This window comes from Barnesiella viscericola DSM 18177 (assembly GCF_000512915.1).
Lineage (GTDB): Bacteria > Bacteroidota > Bacteroidia > Bacteroidales > Barnesiellaceae > Barnesiella > Barnesiella viscericola.
The window spans coordinates 1181175-1205293 of the sequence record NZ_CP007034.1 but is presented as its reverse complement, the minus strand read 5'-3'; the positions used below and the strand labels follow the sequence as shown (position 1 = coordinate 1205293).

The window sequence follows — 24119 nt, the reverse complement described above, 5'->3', positions numbered from 1 at the left end:
ATGATACCACAGAATGCCATAGAGGTGCGGGGGCTTACCAAGCGATACGGTAACCTCACGGCCCTCGAACAGATTACGTTCGAGGTGCGGCGGGGCGAGCTGTTCGGCCTGATTGGCCCAGACGGTGCAGGCAAGACTACCCTGTTCAGGTTGCTGGCCACGCTGCTCGACCCCGATGAGGGGAGCGCGACGGTCGACGGCTTCGACATCGTGAGCCAGTACCGCGAGATACGCAGTCGGGTGGGGTATATGCCGGGTCGATTCTCGCTCTATGCCGACCTGTCGGTGGCCGAGAATCTCGACTTTTTTGCCGCCCTGTTCGGGGTGAAGGTGCGGGAGGCTTACGACTGGATTGCCCCCATCTACCGGCAGATAGAGCCCTTCCGCAAGCGGCGGGCCGGGAAGCTGTCGGGCGGTATGAAGCAGAAGCTGGCCCTGTGTTGTGCCCTCATACACCGGCCCTCGGTGCTCTTTCTCGACGAACCCACCACGGGCGTCGATGCCGTTTCGCGCGGGGAGTTCTGGGACATGCTCTCCGACTTGAAGCAGAAGGGCATCTCGATCCTGGTCTCCACCCCTTACATGGACGAGGCGTGCCGTTGCGACCGCATTGCCCTCTGTAACAACGGGCATCTGCTGGGTGTCGATACCCCGGCCGGAATTGTGGCGCGGTTCGATGCGCCGCTCTATGCCCTGTCGGGCGACGACATGTACGGCCTGTTGCTCGAAGCCCGTCGGGCCGAGGGGGTGAAGGAGTGCTACCCCTTCGGGGCCGCCCACCATCTGGTGGTGGCCGAGGGGTTCGATGCCCGGGCCTTCGAGCGGCTGTTGCGGCAACGGGGATTCGGGTCGGTTACGGTAGAGCCGGTGCCGGCCGGTATTGAAGATGTATTCATGAAACTGATGCAGCAATGAGCGATGACATAATCATATCGGTGCACGACTTGTGCAAATGCTTCGGCAGCTTTACCGCCGTCGACCACATCACCTTCGAGGTGCGGCGGGGTGAGATATTCGGCTTTCTGGGAGCCAACGGCGCCGGTAAGACGACTGCCATGCGCATGCTGTGCGGGTTGATCTATCCCACCTCGGGCAGCGGGCAGGTGGCCGGGTTCGACGTGGTGAGGCAGGGCGAGCAGATCAAGCGTCACATCGGGTACATGAGTCAAAAGTTCTCGCTCTACGACGACCTTACCGTGCGCGAGAACATACGCCTCTATGCCGGCATCTACGGTCTGGGTCGTTACGAGACGCTGCGGCGCACGGTGGCCGTGCTCAACCGGCTCCATTTCAGGAGCGAAGCCGATACGCTGGTGGGGGCTCTCCCGCTGGGTTGGAAACAGAAGCTGGCCTTCTCGGTAGCCACGTTGCACCGGCCCGAGGTGGTTTTTCTCGACGAGCCCACGGGCGGGGTCGACCCGGTGACTCGCCGACAGTTCTGGGAGATGATTTACGAGGCGGCGGCAGGCGGTACAACCGTCTTCGTCACCACACACTATATGGACGAGGCCGAGTATTGCTCGCGGGTGTCGATTATGGTCGACGGCAAAATCGAGGCCCTGGGGGCTCCGGCCGAATTGAAGAGCAAGTTTGGGGCCGGGTCGATGGACGAGGTGTTCCGCATCTTGGCCCGGGGTGCAAAACGGAGGGAATAGCTATGAGTGGTTTTTTACATTTTGTCAAGAAAGAGACGCTGCACATTCTGCGCGACCGGCGCACGATGCTTGTCGTGCTGCTCATGCCGGTGGTGCAGGTGCTGCTCTTCGGATTTGCCATCTCGACCGAGGTGAACAACATCGAGTTCTTTGCCGTGGCTCCCAACCGCACCGAGGCGGTGCGACAACAGGTCGAGCGCATGCGCGTCAATCCCTATTTCACCTTCAAGGGGTATATCGACCAGTCGCGCATCGACCGGGTGTTGCGCAGCGGACAGGCGGCGGCCGTGGTGGTCTTTGCCGACGATTACGACCGGTTGGTCGAGCAAGCCGCTGCCGGGGCTGTCGACGAGGCGGCCGTGCAGTTCATTCTTGATGCCTCGAACCCCAACAACGCCGGTACCGGACTGGTCTACCTGCAACGGGCTTTCCAGGCCGACGGCTCGGTGACGGTCGACTCGGCTCCGGCGGTGCGTATCCTCTACAATCCGCAGATGAAGAGCTCCTACAATTTCGTACCCGGACTCATGGGACTCGTCTTTATCCTCATCTGCGCCATGATGACCTCGGTCTCGATTGTGCGCGAAAAGGAGAGCGGTTCGATGGAGGTGCTGCTCGTCTCGCCGGTGCGTCCCATTTGGATTATCTCGGCCAAGATGATACCCTATTTCCTCCTCTCGTGCCTCAACCTCACCGTCATTCTGCTGCTGGCCCGTTATGTGCTGGGCGTGCCCATGACGGGGTCTGTTGCCGGGCTGGTGGGCCTCTCGCTGCTCTACCTGCTGCTCTCGCTGGCATTGGGGCTCTTCATCTCGACCGTTGCACACACGCAGGTGGTGGCGATACTCGTCTCGGGTATGCTGCTCATGCTGCCGGTCATCATGCTCTCGGGCATGCTCTTCCCGGTCGAGAATATGCCCGGCATCTTGCAGGCCGTCTCGTGTGTAATTCCTGCCCGCTGGTATATCGAAGCGGTGCGCAAGCTGATGATTGGCGGGCAGTCGTTCCCGGCGGTGTGGCAGGAGAGTGTGATTCTGCTGGCCATGACGGTGGTGCTGGTGGGGGTGGCCCTCAAAAAGTTTAACGATAAACTCGAATGACGATGAGAACCTTGCGCGTTTTACTCGAAAAGGAGTTTAGGCAGTTCATACGCAACGCCTTTATGCCCAAGATGGTGATACTCTTCCCGTTGTTGGTGATGCTGGTTATTCCCTGGGTGGCGACGATGGACGTGCGTCATGTGGGGGTGTCGGTGGTCGACAACGACCACTCCGAACTTTCGCGCCGTATCGTGGAGAAGTTGCGGGCGTCGGACTACTTTACCCTCAGGGGGGTGACCGGGAGCTACGAGGAGGCCTATGCCACGCTCGAAGCCGGTAAGGCCGATGTGATACTCTCCATTCCCGAATCGTTCGAGCTCTCGCTCGCCGGTAGTTCGCCCCGGCGCATCGGCATCGATGTGAACGGGACCAATGCCCTCAAAGGTGGTTTGGGGTCGCAGTATATGGTTCAAATCGTGCAGCAGGCCCTCACCGAGGTGCGGCAGGAGCAGTCGCCCGTGGTTCAGGCCGACCTCTTTGCCGTGCAGAACCGGTATAACCCCACACTCAACTATCCCTATTTCATGGTGCCTGCCCTGATGATTATCCTGCTGATACTTATCTGCGGCTTCCTGCCCGGGTTGAATCTCGTGAGCGAGAAGGAGTTTGGCACCATCGAGCAGATAAACGTCACTCCGGTGAGCCGATTCCTCTTTACGCTGGCCAAACTCATACCCTACTGGATTATCGGCTTTGTGGTGCTTACCCTCGCCATGTTGTTGGCCTGGTGGGTTTATGGGCTCACGCCTGCCGGCTCGGTAGGAGCCGTCTACCTGGCCGCCCTCTTTTTCATACTCACCATGTCGGGGTTGGGCATCATCATTGCCAACCGCTCCTCGACCATGCAGCAGACTATGTTTGTGATGTTCTTCTTCATCATGATTTTTGTGCTCATGAGTGGACTGCTTACCCCCATCGAGTCGATGCCCGCCTGGGCCCGCGACATCACCTATCTGTTGCCGCCCCGCTACTTTGTCACGGTGATGCGGGCCGTCTATCTCAAAGGCGCTTCGGTTGTGGAGCTGTGGCCGCAGTATGTCGCTCTGCTGGGCTTTGCCGGGCTCTTCAATGCCGTGGCGGCCCTCACCTACAAGAAGCAGTCGTGAGTTTCCGGGTTATTATGTATTAAACTTTTATTAACTTACTTGCGCATAAGATATGCGCAGGTGTGGTGCTATCTTTGTATTGTCCGAAAGGGAGAGAGACGATTCACGTATCGCTTTTGACAGTTGATGAGTAAATTGTTTGCCGCTGTGCTCTCCTTTTCGTACCTTTGAATGAGATAGGATTCGGTTCGGTAGGACCAAACCTGAAAATTGCATTTTCGTTTGTCACTACTCTCACCTATCACTATCTTTACATAATGAATTAAATGGATAAGATTATGGCACTGAAACAAGGAGACAAAGCTCCCGAGATATTGGGAGTGGACCAATCGGGCAAAGAGATACGTTTGAGCGACTTTGCGGGTCGCAAACTGGTACTTTATTTCTATCCCAAGGACAATACTCCCGGCTGTACGGCCGAGGCTTGCAACCTGCGCGACAACTATGCCGACTTGCAGGCTGCCGGGTATGCCGTGGTGGGGGTGAGCAAGGATAGCGAGGCTTCGCACGTGAAGTTTATCGAGAAGCAGGCGTTGCCTTTCCCGCTGATTGCCGACACGGCGTTGACGTTGAACGAGGCTTTCGGGGTATGGCGCGAGAAGAAGATGGCGGGCCGCACCTACATGGGAACCGTGCGCACAACCTTTATCATCGACGAGAACGGTGTGATTGCCGATGTGATCGAGAAGGTCGATACCAAGAACCACGCCGCACAGATTTTGAAAAAGTAAATAAAAAATAGGAACGATTATGGAAGAACAACAAACGCAAACTAATGCCGGTGCCGGAAAGCGGGTGCCGGTGCCGTCGGAGAAGCTGAAAGCCTTGCAGGCGGCCATGGATAAAATCGAGAAGAGCTACGGCCGCGGCGCCATCATGAAACTGGGCGACGACTCGGTCGAGGAGGTGGCTGTGATTCCCACCGGCTCTATCGCGCTGAATGCGGCATTGGGCGTGGGCGGTTATCCCCGCGGACGTGTCATCGAGATCTACGGTCCCGAATCGTCGGGTAAGACGACGCTGGCCATTCATGCCATTGCCGAGGCCCAGAAGGCGGGCGGTATCGCCGCCATCATCGATGCCGAGCACGCTTTCGACCGCTTCTATGCCGAGAAGCTGGGGGTCGATGTGGAGAATCTGTGGATTTCGCAGCCCGACAGCGGGGAGCAGGCCCTCGAAATTGCTGACCAGCTGATACGTTCGTCGGCCGTCGACATCGTGGTCATCGACTCGGTAGCGGCTCTGACCCCGAAGGCCGAACTCGAAGGCGACATGGGCGACTCGAAGATGGGTTTGCAGGCCCGACTCATGTCACAGGCGTTGCGCAAGCTCACGGCAACCATCAGCAAGACCAACACTACCTGCATCTTCATCAACCAGTTGCGCGACAAGATTGGGGTGATGTTTGGAAACCCCGAGACGACGACCGGCGGTAACGCCTTGAAATTCTACGCTTCGGTGCGCCTCGACATTCGCCGCATCAGCCAGCTCAAAGACGGCGACGAGGTGATTGGTAACCAGACCCGCGTGAAGGTGGTGAAAAACAAGGTGGCTCCTCCCTTCCGCAAGGCCGAGTTCGACATCATGTTTGGTGAAGGCATTTCGCGTTCGGGCGAGATAATCGACCTGGGTGTCGACAAGGGTATCATCAAGAAGAGCGGTTCGTGGTTCAGCTATGGCGATACCAAGCTGGGACAGGGTCGTGATGCCGCCAAGAAGTGTGTGGAAGATAATCCCGAGTTGGCCGACGAGCTCGAAGCCGCCATCATGGAGGCTTTGAAACCGGCCAAGTAGGCAATCATGGAATAACAGTATGTAGAGGGGGCAAGCCGATAGAAATCAGAGGCTTGCCCCTTGCTATGTAAATGAGAGCCGGTGACGGGTGTAATAAAAGTTTATTTTTCTTGCGTATTTTTTTATGGTTTTATGTGATATAATTTGAAAAAACATTAACTTTGCTATATCGATAGCAGTTGGGGGGGGACTAACCGACTCGTCAAATGGTGTTGGATAGTAAAGACGTAAGATAAGAAAGGGGACTGAAAAATCGCTAAACCGATGTGTCGAATTCTTGATGCGTTGATAATCTTGACTGCAAGTGTGATAAACAAGAAAGAGCAGACGGGTTGAGCCGTTTGTCAGTATAAAAACACAAATTTTAATTTAATCGTTATGAGAAAAGCATCAAGAATTTTGATGGGTTCCCTGGTAGGAATCTGTGGTGTCATGCTCGCTTCCTGTGGAAGTGATTCGTTGTCGAAAGGTAGTGCCGAAGGCGCATTGGAAGATCAGTTGGTTATGTTTCAGGACAGTAGTCAGGTAGTAAGACTCAATACGGGTTATTACGAGTTGGACGATGCCGATGCCCGTTTCCAACTGAAAAAATTGGCGGCAGCCGGGGTGATTGACTATAAGGTCGACTTGATTGTCGAGACGCGTACAGGCTGGTATGCAGGACAGTATGACCACTATTTCGTAACGGTAAACCTCACCGAAGAGGGAAAGAAATATGTCGTAAGCAAACCGGTGACCGAGATTGTCGACAAGGATATGGAGGTAAAAGAGTCGGACGAGAGCTATCCCGAGGATAATGTAGCTCCCGGCGACGACCTGAGCAACACGGGTTCGGCCGCGCAGAGTAATCTCGAAACTCCTGCCGATGGCGACGTGATGGATCCCGATACCTATCCCACTGCAACAGCAACGGCCGACATGAGCGAGTATGAGGCTGCTCAGGCTAAACAGCACATTGATATGTGTACTTTCCTGTCGCACAAGAACAAGATTGTGAAGATTCAGAGAATATTCTGCCCCGAAGAGATGATGAAGAACGGCAAGGCCTCTTGCGAGTATATCTATGAGTATAGCGACGTGACTCCGTTCGGTCGCATTCTGAACGGTGTGAAAGAGGGTTCTCGCCAGAAAGAATCAGCCACCTTCGTCCGCTATGAAGATTTGGGCTGGATGCTTCAAGACTAATTTCAGACCATTCGATACCGGGCTGTCTGACGGATAGCCCGGCTATTTCCTTCTATTCATAATATATTGGGACAAGTTCCTCCCTTTGAAAGGGAACAAAAGAGGGCTCGACGGTTTGCCGTCGAGCCCTCTTGGTTTGTAGATGGGGAATGTCAGTGGAACTCTCTCTCGTGTGGAGAGGTATCAGGTTACGGTTTTAATAGCATTGCATCTCGAACTGTATGTGGGAGAAGTCGCGGCGTTTCAGATCGCTCTGCCTGATGTAGAAATAGAGGCTGCCACAGTCGCCGAATGGGACCTCGACCTCGGCTTCGTCGACGCTGTCGAGTTGCAGTAGCAATATCCATTCGCGGGCCGACTCGGGGCTGTAACTCTCCGGCTTGTCACCCCGGGCTCTCGATTCGCATAGCTCGGCAATCCCGTTCTGGATTAACCGGGCGTATCCCAGCAGGCGCCCGTCCGATTCGACAGCAGGGTATCCCCAGCTCTCCAATTGCGGCTCGATAATGTCCCAGTCGGTATAGTTGCTGGCGTTGTCGTCGCCACCGAGCAGACTGTTATAGTCGTCCCAGTCGGGTATGGACGGGTAATTGGAGAATTTGAGCCCCATCTCGTGGAGGCGTTGGGTATCGGCCAGGCCATCGGGATATTCGGTCGGAGTCAATTCGGCCGCCGGGGTGGGTGTGTAGAGCAGTTGGGCTCCCGGGCTGTTGAGCCAGGGTTGGTCTGCAAGATCGTAGAAGAGGTAGAACATGCCCTCATGCGGCAGCAGGTTGTCGGTGTCACAGGGTGCCAGCTCCTCGCAGTTGATTTGCAGGAGAAAGGGGAGAAGCCGTTCTTCGCCATATTCGTTGGTGTATCGGGGCCATTGCCAGGAGGTGGGCAGGGTGGGCCGACCTCCGAATTTCGATTGCCGGGGCAATACCTTCCCTTTGTCGAAGTCGAAAGCTATACCGTTGCGGGCCAGCTTCCCGAGTTGGGTTTGCAGGGCCCGCTCCTTCTCTTTTTCGGCCGCCGATAGCTCCTTGTCGCGGTGACGCTTGAACAGGTTCCAGAATTTTTTCGTGTCGTTCATAGTGTGAGGGGATTATGGTTGAAACAAAATGCCCGAACGTACACATAGTAGGTTCGGGCATCGTATAAAGTCAGGTTTGAATCGCGTGATTACTGGGCCGGAGTCTCCTGAGCCGGTGCTTCTTGGGCAGGAGCCTGTTGAGCAGGGGCTTGTTGAGCCGGAGCAGCTTGGTTGCCGGTAGCCGGAGTTTCGAATCCGGGGAGGGCGGCAGGAGCCTCGGTGTTTACTACGTCTTTGATTTCCGAACCGGAAGTGGTTTGACTGTTGTGCGATACAAATACGGTAGCTATGCTTAAAACCATGATTACGACAGCCAGTGTCCAAGTGGCTTTCTCTACGAAATCGGTGGTCTTGCGAACACCCATAATCTGGTTAGATGATGCGAAATTGGAAGCAAGGCCTCCCCCTTTTGATTTCTGTACCAATACGATGCCTATCATCAGCAACGAAGCCAAGATGATAAAAACGGTTAATACTACTGACATTTTCTGTTATTCTGTTTTTATGTTAATAATCAATTTTTCCAAAAATCTTATTTGGTCTGCAAAGTAAATATTTTTTTCTGGATATTTCAAACTTAATTTTTTAATTATTTGCAAAGCCTTCTCATATCGCCGCTGTTTGATGTAGATTTTGGCCAGACTTTCGGTGAAGAAGGTATCGTCGGTAGCCGTGTCGGCGGGCGGTACAGCCGGGGCATTCCCCCGTTCGGCCGTGGCCTTTCGGGTGGGTGTCGGTCCTGTTTCGAGCTTGCGTTCGACGGCTGGCTGAGCCGGAGCGGCTTTCCGTTCGGGCTGGGGTGTGGCCGGTTGCTCGTCTTTCAGCAGGCTCATGTAGTCGGCCTGGGCCAGCACGCTGCCCGCGATGAGCTTGTCGAGGCTATCTTCGGTGGGGAGTTTGCCTCCTTTCTGGTAAGTCCCCAGGAAGAGGTCAATCGCCTGCATGGTGGTATCGGTGTGGGGAGCCTTGGGGTAGAGGTCGGCAAACGATTCGCCCTCGATGTCGAGAACCGTTTCCAGGTGCTCGTCGGGACTGGCCTGAATGAGCGCCTGCTGAATGCGACGCTCGTCGGGCATGGCCCCGGGGGTGTATTTGAGATAGAGCAGTTGCGGCACGGTGAAGTAGGGGTAGTCGGCGGCCATCTGGTCGGCGTCGGCCCGGGTGATGGGCTGGTCGCACACCCCGTTGAGCAAGTTGCGTATTTGTTCGCGTGAAATCATGGCATTACCAGTTGGCTACGGTTGCATTGAAAATCTGGTCCACCAGTTCGTCGGTGATTTGCTGAATCAGCTCGTCCTGCACGTCGGTGAGCATCTGCGTGCTTGAAAAGTCCTTATAGCCCGAGAAACTCTGGTCCAGGTCGAATTGGGGATCCTTGGTGTTGGTAAACCGCACCCGCACCGTGATGGTGAGCCGCGTTTGCGAGGCATAGGCATTCTCGGTAACGGCCTGGGGGGTGAGGTCGTAGTTGGTAATCTCGCCTTCGAGTTGCAGATCGCCGTTGCTGTTGACGATTTGCAGACGGGTCTGGCGGGTATAGGCGTTTTTCAACGAGTTGGTAAACAACTCCTCCAACGGCGGATATACCAAGGCCGCCTTGATGGGGAAGTTGGCAATCGATATGGTTTTGGTCGTGTCGTAGTTGATCGAGGCTCCGTTGAACTTATAGGAGATGCTGCATGACGAGAGCACGACGAGCAGCATGGTGATAATCCGTTTCATAGGCATTAAGACTCTCTGTTCTATCTTATTCTAAGTTATACTCCTTGATTTTGCGGTAGAGGGTGCGCTCCGAGATTTTCAGCTCCTCGGCCGTCTTTTTGCGCTTCCCGTGGTTGCGTATCAAGGCTTTGCGAATGGTCTCCTTTTCGGTATCTTCGAGCGTGGTAGGTTGCTCCTCCACATATTCGGCCTCATTGGGGATAACCTCGCCTTCGGTCTCGTCGATGGTTTTGCTTTTGGGCGACGGTACATGGACGGGGATAGCCGTCGTGACGGGTGTGAGTGCCATGGAACGGGCTACGGTAACCGATTGGGTCGACGGGGTAATCGTTGTCGTTTGTACCGGTTGCCCCTTGGTGAGTTCTTCGACCTTGGCATGCAGGTCGGCCAACTCCTTCTGCATCTCAAAGAGTGTCTTGTAGAGCATCTTGCGCTCCTTCTCGAAGAAGGTGCGGTCTTGCTCGGTAGGGGTGGAGCGGGCCGGTAACTTTTCGATATTGTACTGGGGCAGATAGCCCTGCAAGGTAGCGCCGTCGACCTCGCGGTTGGTCTCGAAGATAGAGAGCTGCTCGGTGATGTTTTTCAGCTGGCGCACGTTACCCGGCCAGCGGTAGTTGAGCAATACGTTGCGGGCATCGTCGGTGAGTTGAATGACAGGCATGCGGTAGCGTTCGGCAAAGTCGGTCGAGAATTTGCGGAAGAGCAGCAGAATATCGTCGCCCCGTTCGCGCAAGGGCGGTATCTCGATGTGTATGGTGCTGAGCCGGTAGTAGAGATCTTCGCGGAATTTCCCCTCCGACACCGCCTTGACCATGTCGAGGTTGGTGGCTGCCACGATGCGCACGTTGGTTTTCAGTACCGTCGAGGAGCCTACTTTGAGAAACTCGCCGCTTTCGAGCACACGCAGCAACCGGGCCTGTGTGGTGAGGGGCAGTTCTCCCACCTCGTCGAGAAAGATGGTACCGCCGTCGGCCTCCTCGAAATAACCCTTGCGGGCCGACAAGGCGCCTGTGAAGGCCCCCTTTTCGTGACCGAACAGTTCGGAGTCAATCGTTCCCTCGGGGATGGCACCGCAGTTGACGGCAATATATTTCCCATGCTTGCGCGAGCTGTTGGCATGAATGATCTGCGGGAAAAACTCTTTTCCGGCACCACTCTCTCCGGTGATGAGCACGGCTAGGTCGATGGGAGCGATTTGCAGAGCCCGGGTGATGGCGCGTATCAACCCCGGGGCATTTCCTATGATGCCGAATCGCTGTTTGGTTTGCTGTACTTCTGCGGGAATCATATCTCTTGAAATCATTAGGTCTACAAAGATAGTGAAAGGCGAGAGCAGAGACAAACGGAAAACGAAGTTTTCTCGGTTTGATTATGCCGATCCGCCTCCTATTTTATGGAAAGATAGTGAAAGGTGTGAGCAGAGACAAATGAAAACGTAGTTTCCGAGTTTGGCTATACCGAGCCGAATCCTATCTTCTACAAAGATAGCGAAAGGCGAGAGCAGAGACAAGTGAAAATGCAATTTTCAGGATAGATCATGACGGCTCACCTCCTATCTCCTATCCAAAGATAGGGAAACAGGAGGCCAGTCATAGTGTTGTACGCATTCAAGGCTGTTATTTTACCTTTCTCAACTTGTCGGTTTCCTGACGGAGGAAAGCCCCCAACTCTTCGGTGGTGCGATATTGGGCCTGAGTTTCGGGCGAGATGATGTTGCCCACAGTCAAGTGTATGGTCTTGTGTTCTTTCTTGAAGACTTCGGCGGGGAGGCGCATGGCGCGCAGTTGCCAGCTGATTAGTCCCAGCAGATTGTATAGCAGGGAGTTGTGCCCGTGGAAATAGACGGGAATCACGGGTTTCTTTATCTGCTGGATAAGGCGTATGATGTTGGGCTGCCACTCCCGGTCCTCGATTTTAAGGCTCCATTTGAGCCGCGACACGGCTCCTGCCGGGAAGAACCCGAGGGGGTGGCCGTTTTTGACCTGCATGAGGGCTTCGCGTATGCCGTTGAGTGAGACGATGCGGTGGTCGGGGTTGGAGTAGGGGTCTACGGCAATGAAGTTGTCGGACATGGCTTTGATGTAGCCGAGTATCCAGTTGACCATCACCTTGTAGTCGGGTCGGCGCGAGGCAATCTGCTTGATGATGATGACGCCGTCGAGGGCTCCGAACGGGTGGTTGGAGATGGTGACGAACGAGCCTTCGGGCAGGTGGTCGAGCACCTCTTCGTTGTCGATTCGGCAGGTGATGTCCAAATCGTCGATGATGGCGTTGACGAAATCGGCCCCTCGCAGGTCGCAGTGTCGTCCGTACAGGGCATTGATATCGTCGACTTTACATATTTTGATCAGCTGTTTGAGCAGTTTGGCTCCCCACTCGTTGTTCAGTTGGGGAATAATGTCTTGTAAGTCCGAGATATCCAGTATGCTTCTTTTCATTTTTGAGTTTATGTCGGTTAAATCTTAGTCTCAATTTCTCAATTGCATGGACAAAAATAAAGATAATAACGATTGAAATGGATAAAACGTTGTAAATTTTTTCGTTTTGCATCGTTTATGGGGCAAGCATATAGCTGATGCTCATGTAGATGAGCATGCCTATGATGTCGTTGGTAATGGTGATGAAGGGGCCTGTGGCGATGGCGGGGTCGATTTTGAACCGTTCAAGGGTGAGGGGTACGAGGGTACCGAATATCGAGGCGAAGATGACGACGGCGAAGAGCGACAGCGATACCGACACGGTGGTGGCCATGTTGTCGAGGAAGAACCAGTTGTAGACGAAAACGAGCAACGAAATCATACAGGCGTTGATAAGGGCTACGCCCAACTCCTTGAAGAGTTGCTTGCCGGCGGTCTTCATGTCGAGTTTTCCGTTGGCCAGACCCTGCACGACGATGGCCGACGACTGTATGCCCACGTTTCCACCGGTACCGCCTATGAGGGGAATGAAGAGTGCGGTGGCGGGGTTGCGGGCGATGTTGGCCTCGAAGTTGCCGAGAATGACCGAGTTGGCCAGTCCACCGAACATGCCGATGAGCAGCCACGGCAGGCGGGCAGCCGTCTGGGTGAAGACGGTGTCGTTCGATTCGACGTCTTGCGACAGACCCGATGCCAGCTGGTACTCACGTTCCGACTGTTCGCGCACCTCGTCCATCACGTCGTCGACGGTAATCTGCCCCACCAGCCGGCCGATGCTGTCGATGACCGGCACGGCTACCAGGTCGTATTTCTCGAAGGTGACGGCCACCTCTTCGATGGGGGTGTCGGTCTTGACCGATACGGGGTCCTTGCGCATGACATGCTTGATTTTTGAGGCCGAGGGGTTGGTAATCATCTTTTTGAGGGGGAAGACGCCTTTGAGGCGGTCGTCGTCGTCGACTACGTAGACGTAGTAGAGTTCGCCCAGCTCTTCGGCCTGGATACGCATCTGCTTCACGCATTCGGGCATGCTCCAGTTTTCGTTCACCACCACCATCTCGGTACCCATGAGACCGCCGGCGGTGTCCTCGTCGTATTTCAACAGGTCGACGATGTCGCCCGCCTGTTCCACGTCGTCGATGTGCGAGAGAATCTCCTCCTGGGCGTCCTCGTCCATTTCGCGGATCAGGTCTACGGCGTCGTCGGAGTCCATGTAGTCGATAAACTGCTTGGCGATGACTTCGCTGGGCAGCTGTTTCAGCATCTTTTTGCGGTCGTCCTCGTCGAGTTCGAGCAGGACGTCAGCGGCCTTCTCACCGTCGAGCAGCATGTAGATGTATTCGGCTTCGTCGAGGTTGAGCTGTTGGTAAAGTTCGGCAATGTCGGCGGGGTGCAGGTCTTTGAGCAGCTCGCGGGCCTTGTCTTTCTCGTCGTTCTTGATGATTTGCTGAACGTTCTGTATGTATTCGGGCGTAAACTTTTCCATGTTTCTGCCTCCTTGGGTTTGGGGCCGGAACAGGGTGGAGCAGCAGACGGTATTCCGGCAAGTTGATTATGAGGTGATGTAATTCTCTAACAGGTTGGTGAGGGCGATGAACCGCTCGACCGACAGTCGTTCGGGACGCTCGTCGAAGATGGGGTCGGCCAGTACCTCGCACTCTTTCCCGACCAGACTTCGCAACGAGTTGCGCATGGTTTTTCGCCGCTGGTTGAAGGCTGTCTTGACAATCTGTTTGAACAGTTGTTCGTTGCAGCCCAGCTGTCGGACCTGGTTGCGGGTCATTCTGATGACGGCCGACTTGACTTTTGGCGGCGGGTTGAACACGTGCTCGGGAACGGTGAAGAGATATTCTATATCGTACCAGGCTTGCATCAGCACGCTCAGTATTCCGTAGGTCTTGCCTCCCGGGGGAGCGGCCATGCGTTCGGCCACCTCTTTTTGAATCATGCCGCTGCAACAGGGTATGCGGTCTTTGTAGTCGAGTATCTTGAAGAATATTTGGCTCGAGATGTTGTAGGGGTAGTTGCCGATGACACAGAACTCGCCGTCGTACAGTTGCGCGAGGTCGAGTTTGAGGAAATCCTTTTCCAAGATGCGCCCTTCCAGTGCGGGGAAATGTTCTTGCAGGTATTCGACCGACTCGGAATCGAGTTCGACCACCGTGAGGTCGTGCCCCTTGTCGAGCAGATAGCGGGTGAGGACTCCCATGCCGGGGCCCACTTCGAGCACGGGCATGCCCCGGTAGGCATCGAGCGTGTCGGCAATCGCTTCGGCAATGTGCAGGTCGGTGAGGAAATGTTGTCCCAGCGACTTCTTGGGTCTGACCATGTAGCTCATGAAGGTTCCGCGGTTTCTGTGGTTGTCAATAAAATACTTGCAAGTGGAGATTTTTCGTTTCTCCCGGGAGATTTTTCATGCCTCCGTTCGCTACAAAGTTGAAGAGAAACCCTTATCTTTGCAGGCATACAAAGGTATAATAAATTTTTAAAACGGGAAAATTGAAAAGGATAATCCGCGATATTGTAAAATATCTGCTCCCTCTACTTTGCGGCGTGTGGTTGTTCTGGTATGTCTATCAAAAGCTGGATATAGAGACCATATTCCAAATCCTGAAAACCGATGTGAATTACTTCTGGGTCATCTTGTCGATGGTCGTAGCCGTGTTCAGCCACATAGCCCGGGCGCTGCGCTGGCGGTTGCAGTTGCGTGCCCTTCACATATATCCCTCGATGCGGGAGCTGGTCAATGCCATCTTCGGCATGTATGCCATGAACCTGCTCTTCCCCCGGTTGGGCGAGGTGTGGCGTTGCGGATACCTGGCTCAGCGCGAGCAGGCCTCGTTCAGCAAGGTGCTGGGGTCGGTGGTTTCGGACCGCCTCTCCGACACGGCGATGTTGGCGCTGCTCACGCTGCTGGTCTTTTTCATGCAGATGAGGCCCTTCCGCCAGTTCCTCGACGAGAATCCGTCGATTGAGGCGGGGGTAATCGGGACCCTCACGTCGGTGTGGCTCTATGTGGGTATCGCCCTCTGTGTGGTGGCTGTCGTGTGGTTCTTCCGCACCAACAGCCAGAGCCGTTTCGTGCAGCGGATACGGGGTCTCATGGCCAACGTTTGGGCCGGCTTTGCCTCGATTGTGACGATGAAAGGTAAATTCTGGTTTATTTTCTATACCCTTTTTATTTGGTTCTGCTATTTTATGCAGTTATATTTGTGCATATTTGCTTTCCCCAGCACATCGCACCTGACGGTAGCTGCTGTGTTGCTGCTCTATGTGTTGGGCAGCCTGGGCATGGGACTTCCCGTGCAGGGGGGGATAGGACCGTGGCATCTGGCGGTTATCGCCGGACTCTCCTACTATGGCATTACCGGTAACGAGGCCGGGGCTTTTGCCTTTGTGGCACACGGGGCGCAAATGGTGCTGGTGGTACTGATAGGAATATATGCCTTCATTTCGATGGCTTGCGATAAAAAGAAACCCAAGGGCGAACCGGTCATGGAAGATATTGTGACGGAGATTCCCGAGTCGGATCGCCTTTGAATTTATGGATTTATAAAATTTCTACTATGGACAGCAAACTCACATCTCTTCAGCCGCAGGCTGTGTGGAAACACTTTCAAGCGATTTGTCAGATTCCCCGTCCGTCGGGTCACCTCGACCGTATTACCGAGTATATCATGGGGGTAGGCCGCTCGCTGGGATTGGAGACCCTTCGCGACAAAGCCGGAAATGTCATCATTCGCAAGCCGGCTACTCCCGGCATGGAGAACCGCAAGCCGGTTATTCTGCAAGGACACATGGATATGGTTCCCCAGGCCAACAAGTCGGTCAAGCACAACTTCGAGACCGATCCCATTCTGCCCCGTGTCGACGGCGAGTGGGTGACGGCGACCGAGACGACGCTGGGTGCCGACAACGGTATCGGCATTTCGTCGATTCTGGCCATTCTCGAATCGAAAGATATCAAGCACGGTCCGCTCGAAGCCCTCTTCACTTACGATGAGGAGACGGGTATGTATGGAGCCATCGGGCTGGAACCGGGCGAACTGCATGGCGAGATTTTGCTGAATACCGACTCGGAGCAGGACGGTGAACTGTATATGAGCTGTGCCGGTGGGGTCGATGTCAATATCGAGTTCCGCTACAAGGAGGAGCCCTACACGCCGGCTCCCAACGAGATTGCCGTGAAGCTGACGCTGGGCGGGCTGCATGGCGGCCACTCGGGTGTCGATATTCACCTGGGGCGCATGAATGCCAACAAAGAGATGTTTCGCTTCCTGAAAGAGGCTGTGTCGGAGTATGAGGCCCGGCTGGCCAGTTACAGCGGCGGTACGCTGCGCAATGCCATTCCGCGCGAGGCTGAGGCCGTGGTGACTATCCTGGCCGAGGATAAGGACGATTTCCTGGAAGCGGTCGACGATTTTGCGGCCACGCTGAAACGGGAGTATGGATTTATCGAGGAGAACCTCTACTTCAAGGCCGAGGAGACGGCCCTGCCGCACACCCTCCTGCCTGAGGAGATACAGGACGACCTGATCAATGCCATCGTGGCTTGCCACAACGGTGTGTACCGCATGATTCCCGATGCGCCCGACGTGGTAGAGACCTCGTCGAACCTCTCGATTGTGCGCACCTCCGAAGGGTATATCGAGGTGAAGATTCTCGTGCGCAGTTCGAGCGAGAGCATGAAGCGGGCTTTGGCATCGGAGTTGGAGAGTACCTTCTCGCTGGCCGGTGCCCGGGTCGATTTCGACGGCGCCTATCCTGGTTGGGAACCCAACTTCAAGTCGGAGATTCTCAACCTCATGAAGCGCCTCTATCCGCAGGTAACCGGGCATGAGGCTCAGGTGAAGATGATGCACGCCGGTCTCGAATGCGGCATCATCGGTGCCAATTATCCCGGGTTGGACATGATTTCGTTCGGCCCCACCATCAAGCACCCGCACTCGCCCAACGAGAAGGTGGAGATTTCGACGGTCGAGACCTTCTGGGAATTGCTGTTGGCTGCGCTGGAAAACATTCCGGTGAAGGGCTGAACCGATAATATTTGCTAAAAGCGGCCGATGTGCCCGGGCGCATCGGCTGCTTTTTTGTTTTGAAATACAGTTTTGTTTGCAAACACGATTTTCATGTTCGGGTGTGAACCCGGCCTGCGATGTGCGAGGCACGGACGGTCGGGGGCACGGACGGGAGTCGAGAAAAAAGAAGAGAAATGGATAGCCGTGTAAACGAGAATCAGGCGGAGCCCAAACGGGGCGAAGCCTGGCGCCGGTCGATTCGTCGCTTTTTGTGGGGAGCGGCCGTGGTGCTTGTGTTGGCATTGGGTGCCTTTGTGTATGTGCGTTACTATTTTGTGTTCGGCACGGGAGTGAAGGCGGGTACCCTCAACTATGTGGTCAAGAAGGGATATGTGTTCAAGACCTACGAGGGGGCGCTCATCATGGAGGGCTTCCGCACGGCCGGGCAGGGGTCCTTGCAGTCCAACCAGTTTATCTTTTCGGTCGATGATGCCAATTTGGCAGACTCGCTCATGCGCATGAGCGGGCGGCATGTCGAGCTGAAATACAACGAGTACCTGGGAGTATTGCCCTGGCGTGGATACAGCAACTTTATCGTAGAAGAGATTTTGTCGGTGAAATAGCTCACAGCTATCCGACCGACGAAACACATGTCATGGGAGAGACGCGATGCGGGCCTTGCAGGGGATTCCGCTCGGTGGCTCTCCTATTCTTTTATATCCTCGAAGTCGATGTATTCGCCCTCCGAGCTGTCGATTTTCTTCTTGCTCTTTTTGGAACTGGTGTACCAGGTGGTGCGTCCGCTTTGTGCGCGGTTCTGACTTTGGCGGCCGAAGGGGTTGCCCGCAGTACCTTCGCTGCGACCGAAAAAGAGGCGCGAGATGAATCGCACGACCATCTGGACAAGAGCCAGCAGGGGGACGAAGAAGATGACGAAAAGTATAATCAGTAGCAGAAAAGCCAGGTGCATAATCGATACAAATTAGGTTTATATCCCAACAGGAACAAAAATCGTTCCGTTTTTGTTTTTATCGCTTGCGAGCCGTCAGCAGCGACAAGACGATGTAGAGGCCGATGGTGGCGGCCAGTCCGGCCAGGCCCCACAGCGAGAGGAAGAGAACGGCAGCTACGAGTATGAGGTAACGCAGGTAGTTCTCTTTCAGTTTCAGGTTCTTGAATTTGAGGGAGAACATGGAAATCTCCGATACCAGCAGCAGCGAGAAGATGATGACCAGCGCCACGATGGCATAGCCGCATACCGGCGACTCCATGTGCAGTCCGGCCTGGCAGATGCCTATCCAGAAGAGGGCGTTGGCCGGTACCGGCAATCCGATGAACGAGGTGGCCTGGCGGGTGTCGATGTTGAACTTGGCCAACCGCAGTGCCGAGAAGACCGGTATGAGCAGTGCGCTCAACGCCCACAGCGACTGGTATTCGCTGTCGATGCCGTGGAACACGCTGTCATGGGCCATGAAGTACATCACCATCAATCCGGGAGCCAGTCCAAAACTGATGAGGTCGGCCAGCGAATCCAGCTCCTTGCCCAGCGGGGAGTAGGCGTGCAGCAACCGGGCGGCCATGCCGTCGAGAAAATCGAAGAGGGCCGACAGTCCTATGCACAGGGCTACCCAATCGTATTCGCCCTGAAAGGCAAAGATGCAGGCAAAACAACCCGAAAGCAGGTTCAGGCAGGTGATGGTGTTGGGTATGTTTTTGATAATTACGTTCATGTCGTTTTATTTTAGACGGGCTATTTCGGTCAAGTCACCTGTCGTTTTGTCGTGCAACTTCACCTTGATGTCGCTGTCGAGCGGCAGATATACGTCTACGCGCGAGCCGAACTTGATGAATCCCATGTGTTCATCGATCTGGCATTCGTCGCCCACCTCGGCATAAGTGACGATGCGCCGCGCTACGGCACCGGCAATCTGGCGGACCAGTACCTCCTGTCCGTTTTCGGCCTTGATGACAATGGTCGAGCGTTCATTCTCGGTGCTCGACTTGGGCAGATAGGCGGCCATGTAGCGCCCGTGCTGGTGGTTCACGTGGAGCACTTTGCCGGCTACGGGGAACCAGTTGGCGTGTACGTTGAAGATGTTCATGAAGATAGATACCTGCATGCGCTTGTCGTGGAAATACTCGTCTTCGAGCACCTCTTCAAGCACGACTACCACGCCGTCGGCCGGGGCTACCACCACATGCTTGCGATCGCCTTTGAAACGACGTTTCGGTGAACGGAAGAAGTTGACAACCAGGAGGAAAAATACCAGCGAGACGATGTGTATAAAAATAGCTACCCAGGCAATCTTTACCCACATGTAAATCGGTAAGTTCAGGAGAAACAGAACTATGAACAAGATGAGTAATATATTTTTACCTTCGCGGTGTATCTTCATTCTCATTTTTTAACACGGTTTAGATGTAGCGAGCAAAGGTAATAGTTATTTGTGGAAAGACAAAAATAAAGATTCTTTTTTCTGCAACTGAGCGGATTGCGTATGAACGGAATGTGTGCTGGATTCATCTGGAATATTAGCATTGAAAAGGAGTAATTGATTATGAATCAATAGAAAAAGAAAGGTAAAAAAGCGATGGGCGTGTTGGCCTTGTCTGAAATCGGTCGAACCGTAAAGAGCCATACGTGCGTATAAAAGAGAGGGTTTGTTTGTCTTTGCGGTGGCTTTGCACTATCTTTGCACGACGAAATTGCAAAAAAAGAGATTCTATGCGTCAACCTTCCGACAAACGGCCCCGCCGCCGTTTTTCCGACAAAGATATCAAGCGCTTCAAGGTTGAGCACGACGACACGCTGCTCAACTACCTGTTCACGCTGTTCGGCGACAAGAGCCGCACGACGGTCAAGTCGTATCTGACCCATCGTCAGGTGGCGGTGAACGATATGCCCGTGACTCAGTTCGACACGGTGTTGCATGCCGGTGACGAGCTGAAAATCAATTTCAAGGCCGGGTTCAGCGTGTTCAAGCACAATCGTCTGCGGCTGGTCTACGAGGACGAGTATATCTTGGTTATCGACAAGGGCTACGGTCTGCTCTCGATGTCGACCGACCGCATCAAGACGGGTACGGCATACAGCATACTGAGCGATTATGTGAAGTCGCAGAACCCCGAGAACAAGCTCTTTATCGTGCACCGGCTCGACCGCGACACCTCGGGGCTGATGATGTTTGCCAAGAGCAAGGGCATTCAGGAGCAGATGCAGCACAACTGGCACAACATGGTGCTGGAGCGCAAGTATGTGGCCGTAGTCGAGGGGCAGATGGAACAGCCCGAAGGTATGGTGCGCTCCTATCTGGCCGAGAATGCCGCCTTTCAGGTCTACTCGACCGACAATCCCGAGGAGGGGCAGCTGGCCATTACCCGCTACAAGGTGTTGAGCAGCAACAAGCACTTCTCGCTGGTCGAGCTGAATCTGGCCACGGGGCGGAAGAATCAGATCCGGGTCCACATGCACGATCTGGGTCACAGCATAGCCGGCGACCGCAAGTATGGTGCCCACGGCAGCCCGCTGGGACGTGTGGCCCTGCACGCCTACAAGCTGCGTTTCGCCCACCCAGTTACTCGCAAGGAGATGAATTTCGAGACACCCATACCGCCCCGCTTCCTGTCGATTACGGCCAGCACGGGCCCTTCGGCAGTCGACGGGAAATAGTGTGGCGACGGGTCGAAAAATCGGTAGACCGGTTGGCTTTTAAACAGTTTCTTATTAACTTTGGCAAAATTTTTCGGGAAGGTGCACGACAGGCTCCCCCGAAATGCGATAAGATAGACGATAAAATATAGGTTCATTATGAATATTTCGTATAATTGGCTGAAAGATTATGTCAACTTCGACCTCACTCCCGAGGAACTTTCGGCTGCTCTTACCTCTATCGGCCTCGAAACCGGCGGTATCGAGGAGGTACAGACGATAAAAGGCGGCCTCAACGGCCTGGTTATCGGTAAAGTGCTTACCTGTGTTGATCACCCCAACTCGGATCACCTGCATATTACGACCGTCGACTTGGGCGAAGCCGAGCCGGCTCAAATCGTGTGCGGCGCCGCCAATGTGGCTGCCGGACAGTATGTGGTGGTAGCTACGCTGGGTACCGTGCTGTACAGTGGTGACGAGAGCTTTACGATCAAGAAATCGAAAATTCGCGGCGTGGAGTCGTTCGGCATGATTTGTGCCGAGGACGAAATCGGTATCGGTACCTCGCACGAAGGTATCATCGTGTTGCCTGAGCCGGTCAAACCCGGTACTCCTGCCAAAGAGTATTATAATATCAAGAGCGACTACATTCTCGAAGTCGATATTACCCCCAACCGCATCGACGCCGCATCGCACTATGGCGTGGCCCGCGACCTGGCAGCCTATCTGGCTCATCGGGGACACGACGGCGGATTGCATCGTCCGTCGGTGGCCGATTTTGCCATCGACCGTCCCGACGGGGGTATCGCAGTCGAGGTGGAGAACCACGAGGCTTGTATCCGATACAGTGGCGTGACGGTGCGCAACGTGAAGGTGGCCGAGAGTCCCGACTGGCTGAAACAACGCTTGTCGGCTATCGGGCTGCGCCCCATCAACAACGTGGTCGATATTACCAATTACCTGCTTCACAGCACGGGGCAACCGCTCCACTGCTTCGACCTGAACCGTATTACCGGCGGAAAGATTATCGTGAAGCCTGCCAAAGAGGGCGACAAGTTCGTGACACTCGATGAGGTGGAGCGCACTTTGACGGCAAACGACCTGATGATATGCAATACCGAGGAGCCCATGTGTATTGCCGGTGTGTTCGGTGGTTTGAAATCGGGCGTGACCGATGCGACGACCGACATCTTCCTCGAATCGGCCTGCTTCAATCCCACCTGGGTGCGCAAGACGGCCCGTCGGCAGGGGTTGAATACCGACTCCTCCTTCCGTTTCGAGCGGGGTGTCGATCCCAACGACACGCTCTATACCCTCAAACGGGCAGCTCTGCTGGTGAAAGAGTTGGCTGGCGGCGAGATTTGCGGCGACATTGTCGACATCTATCCTTCGCCCGTGGCACCTTTCTCCGTTACCCTGACCTATGAGAAAATCGATACCCTTATCGGCAAGCACATTCCGGCCGATACGGTGAAAAATATCTTGCGCAGCCTCGAAATCGAGATTGTGAGCGAGAATGAGCGGGAACTCTCCCTGCGGGTGCCCACCTATCGCGTCGACGTGCAACGCGATGTCGATGTGATTGAAGACCTGCTGCGCATCTATGGTTACAACCACGTGGAGATTTCGGACCGTGTGCATTCCAGCCTCTCCTATAAGACGCCGACCGACGAGGCTCACCAGTTCCTGAATCTGATTTCGGAGCAACTGACCGGCTGCGGATTCAATGAGATTATGAACAACTCGCTCACCTGCGGTGCCTACTACGATGACCTGCAATGCTGGCCTCGCGCTCATTGCGTGACCCTGCTCAACCCGTTGAGCAACGACTTGAACGTGATGCGTCAGACGCTGCTGTTCGGCGGTTTGGAAAGCATCTCGCACAACATCAACCGCCGTCGTGCCAACCTGCGGTTCTATGAAAACGGCAACTGCTACTATTTCAACCCCGAGGCTCACACCGACGAGAAGATTCTCTCGGGATACAGCGAAGAGCATCACTTTGCTCTGTGGCTCACCGGAAATCGGGTAGAGGGCAGTTGGGCACACCCCGATGAGAAATCGAGCGTCTATGAGATGAAGGCCTATGTCGAGAATATCTTTACCCGCCTGGGTATTGCCGGTGATGTGGTAGCCGTGCAGACCAGTGACGAGATCTATTCGGCAGCCCTCACATACAGCAACCGGGGCGGTAAGCTGCTGGGCAAGATGGGGCTCGTGTCGCACAAGATTCTGAAACGGTTCGATATCGATGCCGATGTGGCTTTTGCCGAGTTGAACTGGGGCGCCTTGATGAAGATGGCCGCCAAGCACACCGTACTTTTCAGCGACCTGCCCAAGTTCCAGGCGGTAAAACGCGACCTGGCCTTGCTGGTCGACAAGTCGGTAGCCTTTGCCGATATCGAGAAGGTGGCCCGCGAAAGCGAGCGCAAGTTGCTCAAAGAGGTCTACCTCTTCGACGTGTATGAGGGTAAGAATCTGCCCGAGGGTAAAAAATCGTATGCCGTTACCTTTATGTTGCAAGACGAGAACAAGACCCTCAACGACAAGCAGATCGATGCCATCATGCACAAGATCATCTCCAACCTGCAACAGAAGTTGGAGGCTCAATTGAGATAATTCAATTCTAACAAAAATAAAAGTAAAAGATAATATTCTATGGGAAGAGCTTTTGAATATCGTAAAGCCAGAAAATTGAAGCGTTGGGGCAACATGGCCCGTACGTTCACGAAGATTGGTAAGGAAATCTCCATCGCCGTTAAAGCCGGTGGTCCCGATCCCGATGCCAACCCTCGTCTGCGTGTGCTGATGCAGAACGCCAAAGCCGCCAACATGCCCAAGGAGAATGTGGAACGGGCTATCAAGAAGGCATCGTCGAAAGATGCCGGGGATTACAAGGAGGTTGTTTATGAAGGATACGGGCCTTTTGGTATTGCCATGGTTATCGAAACCGCTACCGACAATACCACCCGCACGGTAGCCAATGTGCGCAGCTATTTCAACAAGGCCGGCGGTTCGCTGGGTACGACCGGCAGCCTCTCGTTTCTCTTCGACCACAAGTGTGTGTTCCACATCAAGCCCAAGGAGGGCGTGTCGCTCGAAGATCTCGAACTCGAAATGATTGATTATGGTGTCGACGAATTGGAGGCCGACGATGAGGAAATCGTACTCTATGGCGAGTTCTCGGAGAACAACAACATACAGCACCACCTCGAAGAGGCCGGCTATGAAATCATCAGCGCCGAGTTTGAGCGTATCCCCAACGACGTGAAGGAGGTGACTCCCGAACAACGTGCCTCGATCGAGAAACTCATCGAGCGCTTCGAGGAGGACGAAGATGTGCAGAACGTCTTCCACAACATGAAGGAAGAAGACGAGGACGAAGAGTAATCGGTTTT

24 protein-coding genes are annotated in these 24119 nt (G+C 54.6%); 13 read left to right on the top strand and 11 right to left on the bottom strand.

The annotated features are described in order from the left end of the window. From BARVI_RS04770 to BARVI_RS04740, 7 genes are all read left to right on the top strand, one after another. A complete protein-coding gene (locus tag BARVI_RS04770) occupies positions 1 to 915 on the top strand; it encodes an ABC transporter ATP-binding protein (protein ID WP_025278134.1) in 915 nt (304 codons plus the stop codon). Continuing rightward, complete coding sequence (locus BARVI_RS04765; RefSeq protein WP_025278133.1) at positions 912 to 1655, top strand: ABC transporter ATP-binding protein; 744 nt, start codon at positions 912 to 914, stop codon at positions 1653 to 1655. The genes BARVI_RS04770 and BARVI_RS04765 overlap by 4 nt, the downstream gene beginning before the upstream one ends. Before the next feature lie 2 nt (positions 1656 to 1657). Further along, on the top strand, positions 1658 to 2755 hold the full coding sequence (locus tag BARVI_RS04760; RefSeq protein ID WP_025278132.1) for an ABC transporter permease: 1098 nt from the start codon (positions 1658 to 1660) through the stop codon (positions 2753 to 2755). Positions 2756 to 2757: 2 nt separating this feature from the next. Beyond that, positions 2758 to 3861 (top strand): ABC transporter permease, encoded by a 1104-nt coding sequence (locus tag BARVI_RS04755; RefSeq protein ID WP_051401089.1) that lies wholly within the window; start codon positions 2758 to 2760, stop codon positions 3859 to 3861. Between the two features lie 278 nt (positions 3862 to 4139). Next, entirely contained in the window at positions 4140 to 4592 is a 453-nt protein-coding gene (gene bcp / locus BARVI_RS04750) for a thioredoxin-dependent thiol peroxidase (protein ID WP_025278130.1), read from the top strand. Positions 4593 to 4611: 19 nt separating this feature from the next. Beyond that, on the top strand, positions 4612 to 5655 hold the full coding sequence (gene recA / locus BARVI_RS04745) for a recombinase RecA (protein ID WP_025278129.1): 1044 nt from the start codon (positions 4612 to 4614) through the stop codon (positions 5653 to 5655). A gap of 378 nt (positions 5656 to 6033) precedes the next feature. Further along, positions 6034 to 6840 carry a hypothetical protein gene (locus tag BARVI_RS04740; RefSeq protein ID WP_157232538.1) on the top strand — a complete coding sequence of 269 codons (807 nt, stop codon included), beginning with the start codon at positions 6034 to 6036 and terminating at the stop codon, positions 6838 to 6840. Positions 6841 to 7036: 196 nt separating this feature from the next. On the opposite strand, the gene BARVI_RS04735 is transcribed toward BARVI_RS04740, so the two are convergent. The 8 genes from BARVI_RS04735 to rsmA all read right to left on the bottom strand — a co-directional run bounded on the left by BARVI_RS04735 (position 7037) and on the right by rsmA (position 14392). Beyond that, a complete protein-coding gene (locus BARVI_RS04735) occupies positions 7037 to 7915 on the bottom strand; it encodes a YwqG family protein (RefSeq protein ID WP_025278127.1) in 879 nt (292 codons plus the stop codon). An 89-nt stretch (positions 7916 to 8004) separates the two neighbouring features. Next, positions 8005 to 8400, bottom strand: coding sequence for a preprotein translocase subunit SecG (gene secG, locus BARVI_RS04730; protein ID WP_025278126.1), 396 nt, complete (start codon positions 8398 to 8400; stop codon positions 8005 to 8007). Positions 8401 to 8406: 6 nt separating this feature from the next. Further along, positions 8407 to 9135, bottom strand: a complete 729-nt coding sequence (locus BARVI_RS13355; protein WP_025278125.1) for a hypothetical protein — start codon at positions 9133 to 9135, stop codon at positions 8407 to 8409. A 4-nt stretch (positions 9136 to 9139) separates the two neighbouring features. Next, positions 9140 to 9637 carry an LptE family protein gene (locus tag BARVI_RS04720; protein ID WP_025278124.1) on the bottom strand — a complete coding sequence of 166 codons (498 nt, stop codon included), beginning with the start codon at positions 9635 to 9637 and terminating at the stop codon, positions 9140 to 9142. Positions 9638 to 9662: 25 nt separating this feature from the next. Next, positions 9663 to 10925: a sigma-54 interaction domain-containing protein gene (locus BARVI_RS04715; protein WP_025278123.1), complete on the bottom strand. Its 1263-nt coding sequence runs from the start codon at positions 10923 to 10925 to the stop codon at positions 9663 to 9665. Positions 10926 to 11253: 328 nt separating this feature from the next. Continuing rightward, a complete protein-coding gene (locus tag BARVI_RS04710; RefSeq protein WP_025278122.1) occupies positions 11254 to 12075 on the bottom strand; it encodes a lysophospholipid acyltransferase family protein in 822 nt (273 codons plus the stop codon). Between the two features lie 115 nt (positions 12076 to 12190). Then, positions 12191 to 13540 carry a magnesium transporter gene (gene mgtE / locus BARVI_RS04705; protein ID WP_025278121.1) on the bottom strand — a complete coding sequence of 450 codons (1350 nt, stop codon included), beginning with the start codon at positions 13538 to 13540 and terminating at the stop codon, positions 12191 to 12193. A gap of 66 nt (positions 13541 to 13606) precedes the next feature. Then, the gene (gene rsmA / locus BARVI_RS04700) at positions 13607 to 14392 is read right to left on the bottom strand and encodes a 16S rRNA (adenine(1518)-N(6)/adenine(1519)-N(6))-dimethyltransferase RsmA (protein WP_025278120.1); all 786 of its coding nucleotides are present in this window, start codon (positions 14390 to 14392) and stop codon (positions 13607 to 13609) included. Positions 14393 to 14553: 161 nt separating this feature from the next. On the opposite strand from rsmA, the gene BARVI_RS04695 reads away from it, so the two are divergent. From BARVI_RS04695 to BARVI_RS04685, 3 genes are all read left to right on the top strand, one after another. Then, a complete protein-coding gene (locus BARVI_RS04695; RefSeq protein WP_025278119.1) occupies positions 14554 to 15594 on the top strand; it encodes a lysylphosphatidylglycerol synthase transmembrane domain-containing protein in 1041 nt (346 codons plus the stop codon). A gap of 26 nt (positions 15595 to 15620) precedes the next feature. Next, the gene (locus BARVI_RS04690) at positions 15621 to 17090 is read left to right on the top strand and encodes an aminoacyl-histidine dipeptidase (RefSeq protein ID WP_025278118.1); all 1470 of its coding nucleotides are present in this window, start codon (positions 15621 to 15623) and stop codon (positions 17088 to 17090) included. A 176-nt stretch (positions 17091 to 17266) separates the two neighbouring features. After that, positions 17267 to 17695, top strand: coding sequence for a hypothetical protein (locus tag BARVI_RS04685; RefSeq protein WP_232214012.1), 429 nt, complete (start codon positions 17267 to 17269; stop codon positions 17693 to 17695). Positions 17696 to 17778: 83 nt separating this feature from the next. Here the strand turns inward: BARVI_RS04685 and BARVI_RS04680 are convergent, their stop codons facing one another. Genes BARVI_RS04680 through BARVI_RS04670 form a run of 3 tightly spaced genes read right to left on the bottom strand, consistent with a single transcriptional unit; the run spans position 17779 to position 19468 of the window. Beyond that, complete coding sequence (locus tag BARVI_RS04680; RefSeq protein ID WP_025278116.1) at positions 17779 to 18042, bottom strand: DUF4834 family protein; 264 nt, start codon at positions 18040 to 18042, stop codon at positions 17779 to 17781. A gap of 58 nt (positions 18043 to 18100) precedes the next feature. Continuing rightward, on the bottom strand, positions 18101 to 18802 hold the full coding sequence (gene pssA / locus BARVI_RS04675; protein ID WP_025278115.1) for a CDP-diacylglycerol--serine O-phosphatidyltransferase: 702 nt from the start codon (positions 18800 to 18802) through the stop codon (positions 18101 to 18103). Positions 18803 to 18808: 6 nt separating this feature from the next. After that, positions 18809 to 19468: a phosphatidylserine decarboxylase family protein gene (locus BARVI_RS04670; protein ID WP_025278114.1), complete on the bottom strand. Its 660-nt coding sequence runs from the start codon at positions 19466 to 19468 to the stop codon at positions 18809 to 18811. Positions 19469 to 19797: 329 nt separating this feature from the next. On the opposite strand from BARVI_RS04670, the gene BARVI_RS04665 reads away from it, so the two are divergent. The 3 genes from BARVI_RS04665 (at position 19798) to BARVI_RS04655 (ending at position 24111) form a co-directional block, all read left to right on the top strand. Then, positions 19798 to 20742 carry an RluA family pseudouridine synthase gene (locus tag BARVI_RS04665; protein WP_025278113.1) on the top strand — a complete coding sequence of 315 codons (945 nt, stop codon included), beginning with the start codon at positions 19798 to 19800 and terminating at the stop codon, positions 20740 to 20742. 138 nt (positions 20743 to 20880) lie between these two features. After that, a complete protein-coding gene (pheT, locus tag BARVI_RS04660) occupies positions 20881 to 23340 on the top strand; it encodes a phenylalanine--tRNA ligase subunit beta (protein ID WP_025278112.1) in 2460 nt (819 codons plus the stop codon). A gap of 39 nt (positions 23341 to 23379) precedes the next feature. Then, a complete protein-coding gene (locus BARVI_RS04655) occupies positions 23380 to 24111 on the top strand; it encodes a YebC/PmpR family DNA-binding transcriptional regulator (RefSeq protein ID WP_025278111.1) in 732 nt (243 codons plus the stop codon). The last annotated feature ends 8 nt before the right edge of the window (positions 24112 to 24119 follow it).

Excerpts from the sequence above, each read along its gene's own strand:
- BARVI_RS04765 (WP_025278133.1), top strand. The coding sequence starts at position 912 with ATGAGCGATGACATAATCATATCGGTGCACGACTTGTGCAAATGCTTC.
- bcp (WP_025278130.1), top strand. The coding sequence starts at position 4,140 with ATGGCACTGAAACAAGGAGACAAAGCTCCCGAGATATTGGGAGTGGAC.
- BARVI_RS04665 (WP_025278113.1), top strand. The coding sequence starts at position 19,798 with ATGCGTCAACCTTCCGACAAACGGCCCCGCCGCCGTTTTTCCGACAAA.
- BARVI_RS04755 (WP_051401089.1), top strand. The coding sequence starts at position 2,758 with ATGAGAACCTTGCGCGTTTTACTCGAAAAGGAGTTTAGGCAGTTCATA.
- BARVI_RS04720 (WP_025278124.1), bottom strand. The coding sequence starts at position 9,637 with ATGAAACGGATTATCACCATGCTGCTCGTCGTGCTCTCGTCATGCAGC.
- BARVI_RS04685 (WP_232214012.1), top strand. The coding sequence starts at position 17,267 with ATGGATAGCCGTGTAAACGAGAATCAGGCGGAGCCCAAACGGGGCGAA.
- BARVI_RS04670 (WP_025278114.1), bottom strand. The coding sequence starts at position 19,468 with ATGAAGATACACCGCGAAGGTAAAAATATATTACTCATCTTGTTCATA.
- BARVI_RS04655 (WP_025278111.1), top strand. The coding sequence starts at position 23,380 with ATGGGAAGAGCTTTTGAATATCGTAAAGCCAGAAAATTGAAGCGTTGG.
- BARVI_RS04760 (WP_025278132.1), top strand. The coding sequence starts at position 1,658 with ATGAGTGGTTTTTTACATTTTGTCAAGAAAGAGACGCTGCACATTCTG.
- secG (WP_025278126.1), bottom strand. The coding sequence starts at position 8,400 with ATGTCAGTAGTATTAACCGTTTTTATCATCTTGGCTTCGTTGCTGATG.
- rsmA (WP_025278120.1), bottom strand. The coding sequence starts at position 14,392 with ATGAGCTACATGGTCAGACCCAAGAAGTCGCTGGGACAACATTTCCTC.
- recA (WP_025278129.1), top strand. The coding sequence starts at position 4,612 with ATGGAAGAACAACAAACGCAAACTAATGCCGGTGCCGGAAAGCGGGTG.
- pssA (WP_025278115.1), bottom strand. The coding sequence starts at position 18,802 with ATGAACGTAATTATCAAAAACATACCCAACACCATCACCTGCCTGAAC.
- BARVI_RS04740 (WP_157232538.1), top strand. The coding sequence starts at position 6,034 with ATGAGAAAAGCATCAAGAATTTTGATGGGTTCCCTGGTAGGAATCTGT.
- BARVI_RS04735 (WP_025278127.1), bottom strand. The coding sequence starts at position 7,915 with ATGAACGACACGAAAAAATTCTGGAACCTGTTCAAGCGTCACCGCGAC.
- pheT (WP_025278112.1), top strand. The coding sequence starts at position 20,881 with ATGAATATTTCGTATAATTGGCTGAAAGATTATGTCAACTTCGACCTC.
- BARVI_RS04715 (WP_025278123.1), bottom strand. The coding sequence starts at position 10,925 with ATGATTCCCGCAGAAGTACAGCAAACCAAACAGCGATTCGGCATCATA.
- mgtE (WP_025278121.1), bottom strand. The coding sequence starts at position 13,540 with ATGGAAAAGTTTACGCCCGAATACATACAGAACGTTCAGCAAATCATC.
- BARVI_RS04690 (WP_025278118.1), top strand. The coding sequence starts at position 15,621 with ATGGACAGCAAACTCACATCTCTTCAGCCGCAGGCTGTGTGGAAACAC.
- BARVI_RS04710 (WP_025278122.1), bottom strand. The coding sequence starts at position 12,075 with ATGAAAAGAAGCATACTGGATATCTCGGACTTACAAGACATTATTCCC.
- BARVI_RS04680 (WP_025278116.1), bottom strand. The coding sequence starts at position 18,042 with ATGCACCTGGCTTTTCTGCTACTGATTATACTTTTCGTCATCTTCTTC.
- BARVI_RS13355 (WP_025278125.1), bottom strand. The coding sequence starts at position 9,135 with ATGATTTCACGCGAACAAATACGCAACTTGCTCAACGGGGTGTGCGAC.
- BARVI_RS04770 (WP_025278134.1), top strand. The coding sequence starts at position 1 with ATGATACCACAGAATGCCATAGAGGTGCGGGGGCTTACCAAGCGATAC.